Consider the following 15,572-nt stretch of genomic DNA (forward strand, 5'->3'; position numbering starts at 1 on the left):
GTGCAAGGTGAGGTGTTGCCCCGGCAAACTTGCAATCCGCTTTCCCGACGATTCGAATCCTTGCATCACGCCACAGCGGCGTCATGCGTCGAATTGGTGTGGAATCTCGTTCGGGTTAACGGCGAGGCGGGGCGGAAATTGAGCGCTGCGCCTCGCGTAGAGGTGGCGCCTGCGATCGTGCCTGGTGTCGCAACGAAGCGTCTCGATCGTGCCTTTTCGGCACGGCCTGATCGCGGCCGGTTGTCACTACCGCGAGGTCATTCGAACATGTGGGTAGTGCTGCTCAACCTGCCAATTTTTCACTGTCCCACACGCCGAGGTTAATCGCGCGTTCCAACATACCCACCGTCAGTGGTTGTTTATCGTATTTTTTTTGTTGCTTCCTTGAAAACGGCATGGCGAGAATGGCTAGCAGGTTAAAACCTTCTTCCGAGAAATATCGACTGAATTCGTAGTCACCGGGTTTTACCGGAAATCGCTCGAAGAACTTGCCCATGAATTCATCGGCATCGTCTCCAGTCAAGTCCAGATCATCCTCCAACCGGTCAGACGCAGTGACCGGCTTGCTCGCCCGAACACCTGCCTCTGTTCTGGTGAAAGATTCGAGCTCCATCCAGGTCTGAGTCGTCATTAGAAAACCCTGTCTTCTCGTTTGACGAGTCGATTGTAATGCTGAACCGAATTGATACCGATCATGACCACGTCATGAGAGACGATGGCCCATCCTACTACCGGAACGGTACGTCCTACAAAAGTGCCAACGTTTCTGACCATCATCACTTTGAGCTTTTTGACGCTCGCATTGGTCAGTGTCGGCAAAATTTTGCGTTTGAGATCGTAATTCAATAGCTTGCGCGATACCAGAGACGCAACGGATGTTCCTTTCGTAACCCCGTTTGGTTTGGCGCGCGTGGGTATCCAGTTTTGTCCACAAAGAATTGCCACGACGGCCTCAACATCTTCTACCCCGAGCTGTTTGCATGTCTCCTCGACGGCAACTTAGAAAAACAATTCCGCAGGGCTGAGATTCTGATGGACGCCAAATTGATACACATTGGCAGATGCAGCGTTGTCAGTGCTCATATTTCACCTGATAGATTCAGCTGATAAATATATCCGTCAATCAAAATTGATTCAACGACGCAGAACCTGATCAACGACTCCCGATCAACGTCTTTCCACATTCATCACCAATCCGCAACCAGGAATAAAAAAGCGCGGCGGTCTTCACCGTCGCGCTTCGTATCGTACATGGCCAGGTTAGCGAACGTCTCCGTTCAATCGGTCCTCAGCAGCATTTCCCCGCGCCCGACCCATAACGCGCGTTCTGCCGCTCGCGGAAAAATTCCTCGTAGGTCATCGGCGCCCGGTCGGGATGCGTCGCGCGCATGTGCGCGACGTAGCCCTCGTAATCCGGCAGCCCTACCATCAGACGCATCGCCTGGCCCAGATAGCGGCCCGCCGTTTGCACGTTGTCGCGAAGTCCCGAGAACATGATGTGCTCCGTCCAGTTCCAGTCCGTGGCGCCGGCTCAATGCACGCGATTCGCCGCGACGGCCGCGCCGCCCGCCGGCATCGCTTCATACGGCGTTTCCTGCACAGTCGGACGGTCGATGCGGCGTGCGCGCGCAATCGCAATCAGCCCGTACACCACGATGCTCACCACCACGAAGATGAAGAGCCCCGAGAGCGCCGCGTCCACATAGTCGTTGAAGACCATGCGCTGCATTTGCTCGAGCGACTTCGCGGGCGCGACGATCTTGCCGTCCGCGATGGCCGCCGAAAGCTTCTGCGCGTGCGCGACAAAGCTCACCTTGGGATTGCTGTCGAAAATCTTCTGCCAGCCCGCCGTAAGCGTGCAGATGAGCAGCCACAACGTGGGCAGGGCGGTGACCCATGCGAACTTCTCGCGCTTCATCTTGAAGAGCACGACGGTGGCAAGCATCAGCGCGATGCCGGCAAGCATCTGGTTCGAGATGCCGAACAGCGGCCACAGCGTGTTGATGCCGCCGAGCGGATCGACCACGCCCTGATAGAGGAAGTAGCCCCAGGCGGCCACGCACAAGGCGGTCGCGATCAGGTTCGCAGGCAACGACTCCGTGCGCTTGAGCGCCGGGTGGAACGTGCCGAGCAGGTCTTGCAGCATGAAGCGGCCCGCACGCGTGCCCGCGTCCACGGCGGTCAGGATGAAGAGCGCTTCGAAGAGGATCGCGAAGTGATACCAGAACGCCATCATCGCCTCGCCGCCGATCACCTGGTGCAGGATCTGCGCCATGCCCACGGCCAGCGTGGGCGCGCCGCCCGCGCGCGCGACGATGGTGGTCTCGCCCACGGCCTGCGCGGTGTGCGTGAGCATATCCGGCGTGAGCATGAAGCCCCATTGGCCCACCGTGTGCGCGACGGCGTCGGGCGTCGTGCCGAGCACGGCGAGCGGCGCGTTCATCGCGAAGTACACACCCGGCTCGATCACCGAGGCGGCCACGAGCGCCATGATCGCGACGAACGATTCCATCAGCATCGCGCCATAGCCGATGAAGCGCGCGTTGGTTTCGTTGTCGAGCAGCTTGGGCGTCGTGCCCGACGAGATCAGCGCATGGAAGCCCGAGACCGAGCCGCACGCGATCGTAATGAAGAGGAACGGGAACAGGTTGCCCGACCAGACCGGGCCTGTGCCGTCGATGAACTTCGTGAAGGCCGGCATCTTCAGCTCCGGCGCGACGATCAGGATGCCGATCGCGAGCGCGAGGATCGTGCCGATCTTCAGGAACGTCGAGAGGTAGTCGCGCGGCGCGAGCAGCAGCCACACCGGCAGCACCGAGGCCACGAAGCCGTAGCCGATCAGGATCCACGTGAGCTGCGTGCCCGTGAACGTGAACATCGCGGCGAGCGTGGGCGAATCATGCACGTGCTGGCCGAACGCGATGGACGCCATCAGCAGCACGAAGCCGATGATCGAGATCTCGCCGATCTTGCCCGGGCGGATGTAGCGCACATAGAGGCCCATGAAGATCGCGATGGGAATCGTCGCGGCCACGGTGAACGTGCCCCACGGCGAGTTCGTGAGCGCCTTCACCACGATCAGCGCGAGCACCGCGAGGATGATGATCATGATGAGGAAGGTGCCGAACAGCGCGATCACGCCGGGGATCGGCCCGAGCTCCATCTTCACGAGGTCGCCGAGCGAGCGGCCATCGCGGCGCGTGGAGAGGAACAGCACCACGAAGTCCTGCACGGCGCCCGCGAACACCACGCCCGCGAGTATCCACAGCATGCCGGGCATGTAGCCCATCTGCGCGGCCAGCACCGGGCCCACCAGCGGGCCCGCGCCCGCGATCGCCGCGAAATGGTGGCCGAACAGCACGTACTTGTTGGTGGGCACGTAGTCGAGCCCGTCGTTGTGGCGCACGGCCGGCGTCATGCGCAAACCGTCCAGCTGCAGGACCGTGCTCGCGATGAAGCGGCTATAGAAGCGGTACGCGATCAGGTAGACGCACACGGCGCAGATCACGATCCACAGTGCGCTGATTCGCTCGCCGTGCGCGAGCGCGATGGTGCCGAACGCGAACGCGCCTGGCAGCGCGACTAGCGTCCAGACGATAAGGCTGGATGTCCGACTCATGCCGTCTCCTGTTCCGGTTTTATGGTTTTAGGTCGAGTGGGTCGTCGATGCCCACCGCATGGCCGTGTAGTATTCGCCTTCGCACCGCCTGCCACAAGCGCACAACTACGTAAGCAATCTACGTACAACTACGTAGGTTGTTGCGTCCTCAAGGGCAGGTGTAGCCACGTCGCAAGGCCTCGCGCAGCGGCACCATCTGCTTGGGAGAATCGGCCAGCACCGCGTCCACGCCCGCGCAGGCCGCCGCCTTGTAGTCGGCTTCGGTGTTCACGGCGATCGCCACGATGTGCACGCCCGGGTTCGTACGGAAGCACTGGACCGCCGGCGCCGTCCAGACGGCATCGAACGATGCCGGCGACGGAAGCACGAGCGGCGCTGCCCCCGTTCGGCGCGGCGAGAAAGGTCCCGCAGCCACGCCGCCCGCCATCATCGCCTGCCCGGTAATCTCGAAAAATGTGGGTGCGCGCCGCCTGCAAGTATCTCCGGGTATGCTTGCAGGCTCAGCATCCGAACGTCGCCATGCCCGCCCCATTTTTCTTCAACGACCGCCTGAAGACGAAGATCTTCCTGCTCGCGGTGGTGCCGTTTCTCGCCGCCATTGCGAGCATCGGGATCGGCGTGCGGCAGCAGGCGACCGCGCTCGCGCGCACGCAACATGCCACGATGCAGGCGGCGTATCTGTCGAGCAAGGAAGTCGAGCTGCGCCATTACGTCGAGCTCGCGACGAGCGCGATCGCGCCGCTGTATGCGCCCGAAGCCGGCGATAAAGCCGCCCCGGGCGCCGACTCCACCCATGCCGCCTCCTCGGCCAGCGCCGCCGCGCTATCCGTGCCCGTGCCCGCCGACCTCGCCGCCCGCCAGCGCGCCGCGCTCGCCGTGCTGCAAAAGCTGGACTTCGGCCCGGACGGCTACTTCTTCGTCTACGACATGCACGGCCGCTCGCTCATGCATCCGCGCGAGCCCAGCCTCGTCGGCCAGGATCTCTGGAACCTGCGCGACCCGCAAGGCGCGCTCACGATTCAGCAACTCGTGAACGCGGCTTCGCACGGCGGCGGCTTCGTGCGCTACATGTGGCACCGGCCATCGACGGGCAAACTCGCGCCGAAGCTCGGCTACGTGGTCGCGCTGCCGCGCTGGGGCTGGATGGTCGGCACCGGCATCTATCTCGACGATGTCGACTCCGCGCTCGCGCATATCGACGAGCGCGCCTCGGCCAATATCGAGCGCACGCTGCAATGGCTCGGCGTCATCGCCCTCGCGGGCGTGGGCGTGTTCGCGCTCGGCGCGCTCGTGCTCAACGTGAGCGAGTACCGCAGCACCGACGCGAAGCTCAAGCGCCTCGCGCAGCAAGTGGTGCAATCGCAGGAGCAGGAGCGCGCGCGCCTGTCGCGCGAGCTGCACGACGGCATCAGCCAGATGCTCGTTTCCGCGAAGCTGCTGCTCGAGTCGGCGCTCGCGCGCTTCGAGCGCGGCGAGGCGCGCGTCCCCGCGGCGGAAGCCTCGTTGTCCACCGGTCTCGCGCGGCTCTCGGACACGCTGCGCGAAGTGCGCCGCATCTCGCACGCGCTGCGCCCCGCGATGCTCGACGACCTCGGCCTTGCCGCCGCGCTCGAGCAACTGACGCGCGAACTGGCCGAGGAGTCGGAAATGGAGATCGGCTTCACGCAGTCGGGCGCCAAGTCCAACGCTGCCGGCCCGCGCACGAACATGGGTGCGGCGCCCTTGCCCGACGCCGTCAACACGGTGCTGTTCCGCATCGCCCAGGAAGCGCTCACCAACATCGTGAAGCACGCCGGCGCACGCCGCGCCGCGCTCACGCTCGAGATCGCGCAGAACAGCGTGACGCTCACCATCGCCGACAATGGCCGCGGCTTCGACGTGGCGCATGCGCTGGCCGATCCGCGCGCGGGCATGGGCCTGCGCAACATGCGCGAGCGGCTGGAGCCGCTCGGCGGGCGGCTCACGCTCAGCTCGAAGCCGGGCCACACCGTGGTCGCCGCATGGGTGCCGATACGGCCCGCCAGCATGGCGAACGCTACGCAACACACGACGGCGGACGCCGCCGGCGCGGCATCGCGCGATACGGCCTGAACCACGCTACAAGAGAAGAAAAGACGCCATGAACGAATCAGGCAAACCGGCGCGCCTCGTGCTCGTCGACGATCATCCGCTCGTGCGCGACGGCCTGCGCGCGCGCCTCGAAGCCGTGCCGGGCCTCGAAGTCGCGGGCGAGGCGGGCAACGCCGACGAAGCCATCGGGCTCGCCGCCGCGCTCGAGCCCGATCTCGCGCTGATGGACGTGGGCATGGCCGGCATGAACGGCATTGCGCTCGCGGGCATCTTTCACGAGCGCTTCCCGGCGATCCGCGTGCTGATGCTCTCGATGCACGACAACGTCGAGTACGTGACGCAAGCCGTGCGCGCGGGCGCGAGCGGCTACGTGCTGAAGGACTCGCCGGCCACCGAGATCGTGCGCGCGATCGAGGCGGTGCTGGCGGGGCAGACGTACTTCAGCGCGGGACTGGGCGCGCGCATGCTGCAGGCATCGCTCAAGGAGACGCCCATCGAGCGCCTCACGCCGCGCGAGCTGGACATTCTCGATGCGCTCGCCGAAGGCCTGTCGAGCAAGCAGATCGCGCAACGCGCGGGGCTTTCGGTGCGCACGGTCGAGACGCATCGGCTCAATCTCAAGCGCAAGCTCGATATCGAAGGTCAGGCGGAGTTGATCAAGTTCGCGGTGGAGAACCGCAGGAAGCGCGCGGGCGCCTGAAATGCAAACGGCGCGCCTCTTGCGGAGGACGCGCCGTCTGTCACGGGCAAAGAGCGAAGTGGGCGCGGCGGCGGCGGCCGCGCCAGCGCGACGCCTTAGCTGCGTGCGTTATGCTCGATGAGATACTTGATGAGCCCGTCGATGCCGCCCTTGGCGATCTGGTCGGCGAACTGGGTCTGATAGACCTGGATGAGCCACGCGCCCATCATGTTGATGTCGTAGATCTTCCAGCCGTTGGCGGTGCGCGCGAGGCGATAATCGATGGCATCGTCGCCGCCGTTGCTGATCACGTGCGATTGCACGACGGTGTCTTTCGCCCCTCCGCCGGTGTTGGACGGCAAGAACTTGAAGGTGACCTGGGCGTCGCGCAGCTGCGAAAGCGACGACGCGTAGGTCTTCACGAGCAGGAGCTGAAATTGCTCATACAACTTCTGTTGCTGCTCCGGCGTGGCCGTGGTCCAGGCCTTGCCGATCGCGATGCGCGTGGTGCGCTGGAAGTCGGTGGCCGGCACAAAATGGGTCTCGACCACGCTCGTGATCTTGTTCATGTCGCCGCCACGCGCCTGCGGGTCGGCCTGCATCGCTTTCACGGTGCCTTCCACCGCGCTCTTGACGATGGCGTCCGGCGAGGACTGCGCGAGGGCGGCGCCAGAAACGCCCGACAGGAAAGCGGCGGCGAGGAATGCGGTCAGATAACGTTTCATACGCGTTCTTGGAACAGTGAATAACGGGCGCCGGCACGGCAGCACGAAAAAAGCTTCGATCGGTGGCCTCACCCGAGGCCCGATCCCGCCCCGGCCAGGCCAGTATAACGGCTTTGACGCATGGGCTCGTGTGCGCGAGGCGCGCCGCGATGTGCGAGGCCGGTATACTTGAGCGCTTCACATCAAGAACAGTCAATTAACAAGGCCGCCTCGCCTTTATGCTGAAGCCATTCATCATTCACCTCGTCGCCTGGTCGGTACGCCGCGCGGCGTGGGTCATCGCATTCGCGCTCGTTCTCGCCGCGTTGAGCGGCGTGTACGTCGTGAAGCATTTCAAGATCAACACCGACGTCAGCGGCCTCGTCGAGAACAAGGGCGAATGGGCCGCCCTCAGCGACGCCAAGGACAAGGCGTTTCCGAACGGCAGTTCGTCGCTGCTCGTGGTGGTCGAGGCGCAGGCGCCCGAGCTCGCCGATGCCGCCGCCGACAAGCTCGCCGAAGCCCTCAAGCAGGATACGCGCGAATTCAGCGCCGTTTCGCAGCCCGCGGGCGGGCCGTTCTTCGAGCACAACGGGCTGCTGTTTCCGTCCACGCAAACGGTGCTCTCCACGACGGGCCAGCTCGTGCAGGCGCGCCCGCTCGTGAATCAGCTCGCGAAGGATCCGAGCCTGGCAGGCCTCGCCGGCACGCTCACGACCACGCTGCAACTGCCGCTCACGATCGGCCAGGTGAAGCTGCCGCAAATGGCCTCGCTCCTCGGCAACGCCGCCGACGTGGTCGACCAGGTGCTCGCCGGCAAGCCGGCCGCGTTCTCGTGGCGCGCGCTCGTCGACAAGGATGCCGCCGCGAAGCCCGCCTTCGCGTTCGTCACGGTTCAGCCGGTGCTGAACTTCGCGGCGCTCAAAGCCGGCGCGAGCGCCTCGCAGGCGATCCGCGACACGGCCGCCTCGCTGCATCTGGACAGCGAATTCGGCGCGCGCGTGCGCCTGACCGGCGAGCAGCCGCTCGCCGACGAGGAGTTCGCCTCGGTGCAGGACGGCGCCGCCCTCAACGGCGCCATCACGGCCATCGTCGTGCTCGTGATCCTCTGGCTCGCGCTGCGCTCGGGCCGCCTGATCGCCGCGGTGCTCATCACGCTCGTGATCGGCCTCGTCATCACCGCCGCGCTCGGCCTCATGATGATCGGCTCGCTGAACATGCTGTCGGTCGCGTTCATGGTGCTGTTCGTGGGGCTCGGCGTGGACTTCGGCGTGCAGTTCGGCGTGAAGTACCGCGAAGAGCGCTTCGAGGACGACCGCCTGGACGCCGCGCTCCTGAAGACCGCGCGCACCATCGGCGTGCCGCTCACGCTGGCCGCCATCGCCGTCGCCGAAAGTTTCTTTTCGTTCCTGCCCACCGCCTACAAGGGCCTCTCCGAGCTCGGCCAGATCGCCGGCGTGGGGATGTTCGTCGCGTACTTCGCGGACATGACGGTGCTGCCCGCGCTCATCCGCGTGTTCAAGCCCAAGGGCGAGCGCGCCTCCCCGGGCTTCGCGTTCCTCGCGCCCGTGGACAAGTGGCTCGCCGAACATCGCAAGCCGGTCCTGATCAGCACACTGATCGTGGTGCTGGGCGCGACGCCGCTGCTGCTGCATCTGCGCTTCGACTTCAATCCGCTGCATCTGAAGGATCCGCATACCGAGTCGATGGCGACGCTCATCGCGCTCAAGAACTCGCCGGTCATCTCGATCAACGATGTGAGCGTGCTTGCGCCGAACCTGGCCGAAGCCGACAAGATTGCAGCAAAGCTATCCAGGCTGCCCGAAGTGGCCCGCGCCACCACGCTCAGCGCGCTGATCCCGGACGACCAGCAGCAAAAGCTCATGCTGATCGCGAGCGCCGCGCAGCAATTGCTGCCCGCGCTCACGCAGCAGCCGTCCGCACCCGTCACCGACGCCGTGCGCGTGGACATCCTCAAGCGCGCGGCCAACCAGCTCGTGCTCGCGGCAGGCGATCACCCGGGGCCGGGCGCCGCCGAGGCAAAACACCTCTCCGACGGCCTCATGAAGCTCGCCAACGCGAACGCGGCCACGCGCGATCGCGCCGAAGCGGCCTTCAGCCAGCCGCTCAAGCTCGCCTTCGCGCAGCTCGCGCGGCTGCTGCAGCCCTCGCCGATAACGCGCGAGAACCTGCCGCGCGCCATGGTGGACGACTGGGTCTCGCCCATCACGGGCCAGGCGATCGTGGATATCGCGCCGCGCGTGCCGGCGGGCGTCGATCCCAACGACGACGTCATGCTCGCGCGCTTCGCGCACGCGGTGAAGAAAGCCGAGCCGAATGCGATCGGCGGCCCGATCTCGGTCCTGCATTCGGCCAACGTGATCATCCTCGCGTTCTTCCAGGCGGCGGGCTGGTCGGTGCTGCTCATCACGGCGCTGCTGTGGATCACGCTGCGCCATTTCGGCGACGTGCTGCGCACGCTGATTCCGCTGCTGGTTTCCGCGCTGGTGACGCTCGAGTTGTGCGTTGTGTTCGGTATCCAACTCAATTTCGCCAACATCATCGCGCTTCCCCTGATGCTGGGCGTGGGCGTGGCGTTCAAAATCTACTTCGTGATGGCCTGGCGCGCGGGGCAGACGGGCCTCCTGCATTCGAGCCTCACGCATGCAGTGCTGTTCTCGGCCGCCACCACGGCCACGGCGTTCGGCAGCCTGTGGCTTTCGCATCATCCGGGCACCTCGAGCATGGGCAAGCTGCTCGCGCTGTCCTTGTTCTGTACGCTGATCGGCGCCGTGGTGTTCCAGCCGGTGCTGATGGGCAAGCCGCGCGCCAAGCGCGCACGATCGCAAATCCAGGGGATCGATCAATGATTAAAAAACAAGCCGCGCTGACCATGGCGGCGGCGAGCCTGGCGCTCCTCGTGACGTCGGGCTGCGCCACGGGACCCGAGCGCAAGCCGGGCGACCCGTTCGAGCCCGCGAATCGCGCGATCTTCAAGTTCAACGACAAACTCGATACCTACGTCGCGCAGCCGATCGCGAAGGGCTATCAGAAGGTCACGCCGCAGCCGCTGCGCCAGGCGATCACGAACTTCTTCTCGAATCTCGGCGACGTCAGCAACTTCGCCAACAACCTGCTGCAGTTGAAGATCACCGACGCCACCGAAGACCTCATGCGCATCGCGATGAACTCGACCTTCGGTCTGGGCGGCCTGATCGATTTCGCCACGCTCGCCGGGCTGCCAAAGCACCATCAGGACTTCGGCCTGACGATGGGCCACTACGGCGTGCCGGCCGGCCCCTACCTCGTGCTGCCGCTGTTCGGGCCGAGTGACGTTCGCGACGGCATCGGCATGGGCGTGGACGTGAAGTTCAACGTCATCAATTACATCGAGCCCGCGGTGCGCAACCCGCTGTATCTCGCGCAGTTCGTGAGCGCGCGCGCGAACCTGCTCGGCGCCACCGACCTGCTCAAGCAGGCGGCGCTCGACCCGTATTCGTTCGTGCGCGACGCGTACCGCCAGCAGCGCGAATCGCTGATTCGTGGCTCGCAGAACAACAACGCGCCGCCGCCGAATTACGAAGAACCGGGTGCCGGCGAGGGCACGTCGGGCGGGGCGGGGGCGGCTGGGGCTGGGGCTGGGGCTGCAGGAGCGGCTGGCAAGTCGAACAGCGGGCTGCCGAATTACGAGGATCCGGGTGATTCGGGCGGTGCGGGCGCACCCGGTGCGCCGGGTGGATCGGGCGGGTCCGGCGGTTCGAACAACGGGCTGCCGAACTACGAAGATCCGGGTGAAACGTCGGGGGCGGCTGCACCCGCGCAACCGGCGTCCGCTGCGGCGGCCGCGCATTCGGCTTCCGCGCCCGTGGCGGCTTCGGCCACGGCGCCCGCCGCCGCTTCGGCGCCAGGCGCGGCGGCAGTGCCTGCGCAGCCTGCATCGGCGCCCTGATACGCGCCTCACGTTAGCGCCGCCTGTGAGCGGGCGGCGCGCCCTCCCTGTTGCCGGAACGTTTTCTCCAAGCCCCTTGTTATTTGATGCTAATATTGATGCATACACGCATCAACTTGGGGGCTGCCATGAGAACAACGGTCACTATTGACGACGCGCTGTACGAACAAGCACTTGAGCTTGCCGAACCTGGCATGGACAAGGCTGAACTGTTCCGCGCAGCTATACAGACTTTCGTCCGGGTCCAGGCGGCAAAGCGCCTCGCAGCGCTCGGAGGAACGGCGCCCGACATGCCCGAGATTCCCCGACGCCGCAGCGAGCCGAGCGCCGGATGAACGTTCTGATCGACACCTCAGTGTGGGTAGACCATTTTCGGCAGCGTAACGAGACGCTCATCCAGCTCATCACGAGCGACCAGGCGCTGACGCACTCGCTCGTACTCCTCGAATTGGCGTGCGGCACCCCGCCTGCGCCTCGCGCCCGCACACTCAGCGATATCGGATTGCTCCGTCGTGCACAGCAAGCGACATCGTCGGAAGTCATGCAATTTGTCGAAGCCGAGCAGCTTTACGGGCGGGGTTGTGGAGGCGTCGATCTCACCTTGCTCGCATCGACGTTGATGACGCCCGGCGCGAGTCTTTGGACCCTGGATCGTCGCCTCGAAAGGCTTGCGCGTCAGTTCAACGTGGCGTTTCCGAAAGAGATGCACTGACGAGTGAACGGCATGTTCACTCGCGCCTCCCGTTGATCAGCGCGGCGACCTCATCATCGCGGGCATCGATATCGTCGGGAACTTCGAATATTCCCTTGGCAACACCGATGCGCCGCTCAACAGATGTGACCGGAGCGAGCGGCACGAGACGCGCAACTGGCCGGCCGCCGCGAGCGATGATGATTTCCGTTTCTCGCCTGAGTTCGACATCCTCAACGAGCCGCGACAAAGACGTCTTGGCATCCCGCATATTCACGTAGTTCATGAAGCGCCTCATGATATTCATCCTCAATCGAAGGTTAACTTGGTCGGCGAGGTATCGCGTTCAAGTTTCAATCTCAATTGATATGGACACAGGCACAAAAAAACCCGGCAGGCCACAAGCCTGCCGGGTTTTTCTTTTCAAGGCGCCGTGCCACTCAACTCAGTGCACCGCTTCCTCGTCGCGCTCCGCCTCGCGCTCGGCCTCATTCGCCGCCGCCATCGCCGTGGCATCAGCCGCCGACTGCACCGTCTGGCGATAGCGCTCGTAAGCCTCATCAGCGTAACGGATCTGCTCACGCCCGTGCGGCGCCGGCTTGCCATCCGCACCGAGGTTCACGAACACCATTTTCTCGATCGTCAGGATGCTCTTGCGCGTGACCTTGTTGCGCACTTCGCAGCGCAGCGTGATCGACGTGCGGCCAAAGTGCGTTGCCTTCATGCCCAGCTCGATGATGTCGCCCTGACGCGCCGAGCTCACGAAGTTCACCTCCGAGATCAGCTTGGTCACGACGCGCTGGTTATCGAGCTGGCAAATCGCGTAGATGGCCGCTTCTTCGTCGATCCAGCGCAGCAGGCTGCCGCCGAACAGCGTGCCGTTGGGATTGAGGTCTTCGGGCTTGACCCATTTGCGGGTATGAAAATTCATGGCTGGTAACTCCTGTACATGCTCTGTCCCCCAGATCTCAAAGACAGACCTAGGGTTAACACTTAGTATGTTACCAGATATAGGGTTTTCCCTAGGTATTGCAATAGCCCGCTCCGACAAACCGCCGGATCAGCCAGGAAAAAAAGCGCCAGATGCAGTGAGCACGCGCCGCGCGGCCGTCAGCGCCTTGCGCGCCGCGCCGGCGTCGGCGGCCACGCGCAGCAGGCCGCCCAGTTGCAGCGGGTCGCGCGCGAGTTCGCGCAGGATCGGCAGGACGGCGGTGGAGCCGTCGTCGCGCAGGCCGGCCATTGCCGCCTTCGGCAGGCTGCGCCAGGCCGGATCCACCACCGCGCGGCAAACCGCGAACGGCAGGCCGCGCGCGGCGGCGGCGGCGGCCGCCAGATGCGACTCCATGTCGACGGCCAGTGCGCCGCCGCTCGACTGGTGAAGCGCGGCCTTGTCCGCCGCGCCGGTGAGCGGCGCAGCCACGGCGGCTTCCACGCCGCGCCGCGTCTGCGCGGCCAGCGGCGAGTCGAGCAAGGCCGCGGCCATGCGCTCGCTCCAGGCCGCATCGCAGGCGACGCGGCCAAACGGGCCGTCCACGGCACTGGCGATGATGAGCGTGCCCGGCTCGAGGTCCGGCCCGAGGCCGCCCGCCGTGCCGAAGCTGATGACGCCCGAGGCGCCGCGATCGAGCGCGGCCGCGAGCGCGCGTTCGAGCAGGTCGGCGCGCGCGGCGTAGACCGCCTCGATGCCGTCGGCGCCCTTGCCCGCCGCGATGCTCGCCTCGAAGGCCATGCCGGTCACGGCGATCACGGGCAGCGTGCCATTCATGGCGCGTGGGCGTGCAGCGGCTGGGGTGGCAGAAGCAACCACCATCGTCACAGGCCCACGCGCACGTGCGTGATGCCGTCGCGCTTGAGGTTGCGGTAGCGCGCGAGCGCCCACAACGGGAAGAACTTGCGATAGCCGTGGTAGCGCAGATAGAACACGCGCGGGAAGCCCGTGGCCGTGAAGCGCGTTTCGTCCCAGAGCCCGTGCTCGCGCTGCGTGGCCTGCAGCCAGGCGACGCCGCGCGCCACCGCCGGATGGTTCACCTCGCCCGCCGCCATCAGGCCGAGCAGCGCCCACGCCGTCTGCGACGCCGTGCTCGCTGCGCGCTCGTAGCCGCGGTACTCGAGCTTGTAGCTGGTGCCGTCCTCGCCCCAGCCGCCGTCGTCGTTCTGGATGGCAATGAGCCACTGCGCCGCGCGCTTCATGCGCGAATCCGCGTGCTCGAGGCCGGCCGCGTTCAGCGCGCTCAGCGCCGTCCACGTGCCGTAGATGTAGTTCATGCCCCAGCGGCCGTACCAGCTGCCATCCGCTTCCTGCCCGGCGAGGATGTAGTTGTAGGCGCGGCGCGCCGGCTCGCTCGCCGCCGGCAGCTCGTCGAGCTGCGCGAGCATCGAGAGGCAGCGGCCCGAGACGTCGGCCGTCGGCGGATCGAGCAGTGCGCCGTGATCGGAGAACGGGATGCTGTTCAGGTATTCGTGCGTGTTCTCGGGCTCGAACGCGCCCCAGCCGCCGTTGCTGCTCTGCATGCCGACCACCCATTCGCGTGCGCGCGCAATGGGCTCGTCGTAATCGCTGGTGTTGTCGATCTGGTCGACGCGGCGCATCGCCGCCACGACCACGGCTGTGTCGTCAACGTCGGGGTAGTGCGGGTTCGCGTACTGGAATGCCCAGCCGCCCGGACGCGTGTCGGCACGGCGCGAGATCCAGTCGCCGCGCACGTCGAGAATCTGCAGCGGGCGCAGCCATTCGAGGCCGCGCCGCGCCGCTTCATGCGCGCGCGCGTCGCCCGTTTCGATCAGGGCGTGCGCGGCCAGCGACGTGTCCCACACCGGCGAGAGGCACGGCTGGACGTACGCTTCCTCGGCATGGACCGTCACGAGCTTTTCCACCGACTGGCGCGCGATCGCACGATGCGGGTGATCAGCGGGATAGCCGAGCACGTCGTACATCATCACGGCGTTGGCCATGGCCGGGAAAATGGCGCCCAGGCCGTCTTCGCCGTTCAGGCGTTCGTCGACGAACGCAACAGCCGCGTCGATCGCGCGCTGGCGCAGATACGCCGGGAACAACGGATCGGTGATGCGCAGCACGCCGTCCACGGCGCGGAAGAAGCCGAACCAGCCCTTGCTCTGGTGCGGAGAGCGCTCGTTCAGCCCCACGGTGACGGGCGCGCCGCGGAACAGCTCGTCGATGCGCACGCCGCGCGGGTTCTTCGCCACCGGGCGCCTGGCGCCCAGCACCAGCAGCGGCACGATCACGGTGCGCGCCCAGTACGAGACCTTCGAGAGATGGAACGGGAACCACTTGGGCAGCAGCATGATCTCGACCGGCATCATCGGCGCCGCGTACCAGCTGACCACGCCGTACAGCGCGAGCAGGATGCGCGTGAACACGTTGGCCTTTTCCGCGCCGCCCGCCGCGAGGATCGCCTCGCGCGCACGCACCATGTGCTCGGCATCTTCCGCATCGCCGATCATCTTGAGTGCGAAGTAAGCCTTGATGCTCGCGCTCACGTCCATCGCGCCGTCGGTGAAGAGCGGCCAGCCGCCGCCGGGCAGCTGGATGCGGCGCAGGTAGCGCGCGATCTTCCCCTCGAGCTCGAGGTTCGCCTCCTCGCCCAGGTAATGGACGAGCAGCACGTATTCGGCGGGAATCGTGGCGTCGGCTTCGAGCTCGTACACCCAGTGGCCATCGGCGCGCTGGTCGGCGAGGATCGCGTCGGTCGCGCGCATGACGGCGGCATCGAGCGCGTCGCTCACGTCGGCGGGCGCCGCGGCGCGCAAAAGCGCGCTCGCGTTGTCGAGCGTCGGCGCCGCGCCGAGCGCGTTCGCGAGGTCGTCGGCCGGCATGGCCTCTGAAAGATCGTTCATCGGTA

Annotated in this window: 15 protein-coding genes and 1 pseudogene; 6 read left to right on the forward strand and 10 right to left on the reverse strand. The window is 65.6% G+C overall.

The features are described from left to right. Positions 1-283 precede the first annotated feature (283 nt). The 5 genes and pseudogenes from BO1_RS14915 to BO1_RS62020 form a co-directional block, all read right to left on the reverse strand. Positions 284-631, reverse strand: coding sequence for a DUF1493 family protein (locus BO1_RS14915; RefSeq protein ID WP_028218230.1), 348 nt, complete (start codon positions 629-631; stop codon positions 284-286). Further along, positions 631-1,083 (reverse strand): annotated as a pseudogene (locus BO1_RS57540) (STM2901 family protein). Before BO1_RS57540 ends, BO1_RS14915 begins: the two are co-directional and overlap by 1 nt. A gap of 205 nt (positions 1,084-1,288) precedes the next feature. Next, entirely contained in the window at positions 1,289-1,495 is a 207-nt protein-coding gene (locus BO1_RS14920) for a YbdD/YjiX family protein (protein ID WP_028218231.1), read from the reverse strand. Between the two features lie 36 nt (positions 1,496-1,531). Beyond that, on the reverse strand, positions 1,532-3,619 hold the full coding sequence (locus BO1_RS14925) for a carbon starvation CstA family protein (RefSeq protein WP_028218232.1): 2,088 nt from the start codon (positions 3,617-3,619) through the stop codon (positions 1,532-1,534). A 148-nt stretch (positions 3,620-3,767) separates the two neighbouring features. Then, positions 3,768-4,034 (reverse strand): PI-PLC domain-containing protein, encoded by a 267-nt coding sequence (locus tag BO1_RS62020; protein ID WP_156992264.1) that lies wholly within the window; start codon positions 4,032-4,034, stop codon positions 3,768-3,770. A gap of 104 nt (positions 4,035-4,138) precedes the next feature. Between BO1_RS62020 and BO1_RS51180 the strand changes: the two genes are divergently transcribed. Beyond that, positions 4,139-5,710 carry a cache domain-containing protein gene (locus BO1_RS51180; RefSeq protein WP_043284963.1) on the forward strand — a complete coding sequence of 524 codons (1,572 nt, stop codon included), beginning with the start codon at positions 4,139-4,141 and terminating at the stop codon, positions 5,708-5,710. 28 nt (positions 5,711-5,738) lie between these two features. Continuing rightward, positions 5,739-6,389, forward strand: coding sequence for a response regulator (locus BO1_RS14940; RefSeq protein ID WP_028218234.1), 651 nt, complete (start codon positions 5,739-5,741; stop codon positions 6,387-6,389). 95 nt (positions 6,390-6,484) lie between these two features. Here the strand turns inward: BO1_RS14940 and BO1_RS14945 are convergent, their stop codons facing one another. Next, entirely contained in the window at positions 6,485-7,093 is a 609-nt protein-coding gene (locus BO1_RS14945; RefSeq protein ID WP_028218235.1) for an MlaC/ttg2D family ABC transporter substrate-binding protein, read from the reverse strand. A 218-nt stretch (positions 7,094-7,311) separates the two neighbouring features. On the opposite strand from BO1_RS14945, the gene hpnN reads away from it, so the two are divergent. The 4 genes from hpnN (at position 7,312) to BO1_RS14965 (ending at position 11,733) form a co-directional block, all read left to right on the forward strand. Further along, positions 7,312-9,942: a hopanoid transporter HpnN gene (gene hpnN, locus BO1_RS14950; RefSeq protein WP_028218236.1), complete on the forward strand. Its 2,631-nt coding sequence runs from the start codon at positions 7,312-7,314 to the stop codon at positions 9,940-9,942. Then, positions 9,939-11,021 carry an MlaA family lipoprotein gene (locus BO1_RS14955; RefSeq protein ID WP_043284941.1) on the forward strand — a complete coding sequence of 361 codons (1,083 nt, stop codon included), beginning with the start codon at positions 9,939-9,941 and terminating at the stop codon, positions 11,019-11,021. The genes hpnN and BO1_RS14955 overlap by 4 nt, the downstream gene beginning before the upstream one ends. Before the next feature lie 128 nt (positions 11,022-11,149). Beyond that, the gene (locus BO1_RS14960) at positions 11,150-11,356 is read left to right on the forward strand and encodes a type II toxin-antitoxin system VapB family antitoxin (protein ID WP_028218238.1); all 207 of its coding nucleotides are present in this window, start codon (positions 11,150-11,152) and stop codon (positions 11,354-11,356) included. Continuing rightward, positions 11,353-11,733: a type II toxin-antitoxin system VapC family toxin gene (locus BO1_RS14965; protein ID WP_028218239.1), complete on the forward strand. Its 381-nt coding sequence runs from the start codon at positions 11,353-11,355 to the stop codon at positions 11,731-11,733. Before BO1_RS14960 ends, BO1_RS14965 begins: the two co-directional genes overlap by 4 nt. Before the next feature lie 16 nt (positions 11,734-11,749). On the opposite strand, the gene BO1_RS14970 is transcribed toward BO1_RS14965, so the two are convergent. The 4 genes from BO1_RS14970 to shc form a co-directional block, all read right to left on the reverse strand. Then, on the reverse strand, positions 11,750-11,998 hold the full coding sequence (locus tag BO1_RS14970) for a type II toxin-antitoxin system Phd/YefM family antitoxin (RefSeq protein WP_028218240.1): 249 nt from the start codon (positions 11,996-11,998) through the stop codon (positions 11,750-11,752). 159 nt (positions 11,999-12,157) lie between these two features. Then, positions 12,158-12,643, reverse strand: a complete 486-nt coding sequence (locus BO1_RS14975) for an acyl-CoA thioesterase (protein ID WP_028218241.1) — start codon at positions 12,641-12,643, stop codon at positions 12,158-12,160. 129 nt (positions 12,644-12,772) lie between these two features. Beyond that, positions 12,773-13,477 (reverse strand): phosphorylase, encoded by a 705-nt coding sequence (locus tag BO1_RS14980; RefSeq protein ID WP_028218242.1) that lies wholly within the window; start codon positions 13,475-13,477, stop codon positions 12,773-12,775. Positions 13,478-13,524: 47 nt separating this feature from the next. Beyond that, positions 13,525-15,567, reverse strand: a complete 2,043-nt coding sequence (gene shc / locus BO1_RS14985) for a squalene--hopene cyclase (RefSeq protein WP_028218243.1) — start codon at positions 15,565-15,567, stop codon at positions 13,525-13,527. Positions 15,568-15,572 lie beyond the last annotated feature (5 nt).

The organism is Paraburkholderia oxyphila NBRC 105797 (assembly GCF_000685075.1).
In the GTDB taxonomy this organism is placed as follows: Bacteria; Pseudomonadota; Gammaproteobacteria; order Burkholderiales; family Burkholderiaceae; genus Paraburkholderia; species Paraburkholderia oxyphila.

What these genes read in the sequence shown, in the direction of transcription:
- BO1_RS14915 (WP_028218230.1), bottom strand. Translation starts at nt 631, where the DNA reads ATGACGACTCAGACCTGGATGGAGCTCGAATCTTTCACCAGAACAGAG.
- BO1_RS14920 (WP_028218231.1), bottom strand. Translation starts at nt 1,495, where the DNA reads ATGTTCTCGGGACTTCGCGACAACGTGCAAACGGCGGGCCGCTATCTG.
- BO1_RS14925 (WP_028218232.1), bottom strand. Translation starts at nt 3,619, where the DNA reads ATGAGTCGGACATCCAGCCTTATCGTCTGGACGCTAGTCGCGCTGCCA.
- BO1_RS51180 (WP_043284963.1), top strand. Translation starts at nt 4,139, where the DNA reads ATGCCCGCCCCATTTTTCTTCAACGACCGCCTGAAGACGAAGATCTTC.
- BO1_RS14940 (WP_028218234.1), top strand. Translation starts at nt 5,739, where the DNA reads ATGAACGAATCAGGCAAACCGGCGCGCCTCGTGCTCGTCGACGATCAT.
- BO1_RS14945 (WP_028218235.1), bottom strand. Translation starts at nt 7,093, where the DNA reads ATGAAACGTTATCTGACCGCATTCCTCGCCGCCGCTTTCCTGTCGGGC.
- hpnN (WP_028218236.1), top strand. Translation starts at nt 7,312, where the DNA reads ATGCTGAAGCCATTCATCATTCACCTCGTCGCCTGGTCGGTACGCCGC.
- BO1_RS14955 (WP_043284941.1), top strand. Translation starts at nt 9,939, where the DNA reads ATGATTAAAAAACAAGCCGCGCTGACCATGGCGGCGGCGAGCCTGGCG.
- BO1_RS14960 (WP_028218238.1), top strand. Translation starts at nt 11,150, where the DNA reads ATGAGAACAACGGTCACTATTGACGACGCGCTGTACGAACAAGCACTT.
- BO1_RS14965 (WP_028218239.1), top strand. Translation starts at nt 11,353, where the DNA reads ATGAACGTTCTGATCGACACCTCAGTGTGGGTAGACCATTTTCGGCAG.
- BO1_RS14970 (WP_028218240.1), bottom strand. Translation starts at nt 11,998, where the DNA reads ATGAACTACGTGAATATGCGGGATGCCAAGACGTCTTTGTCGCGGCTC.
- BO1_RS14975 (WP_028218241.1), bottom strand. Translation starts at nt 12,643, where the DNA reads ATGAATTTTCATACCCGCAAATGGGTCAAGCCCGAAGACCTCAATCCC.
- BO1_RS14980 (WP_028218242.1), bottom strand. Translation starts at nt 13,477, where the DNA reads ATGAATGGCACGCTGCCCGTGATCGCCGTGACCGGCATGGCCTTCGAG.
- shc (WP_028218243.1), bottom strand. Translation starts at nt 15,567, where the DNA reads ATGAACGATCTTTCAGAGGCCATGCCGGCCGACGACCTCGCGAACGCG.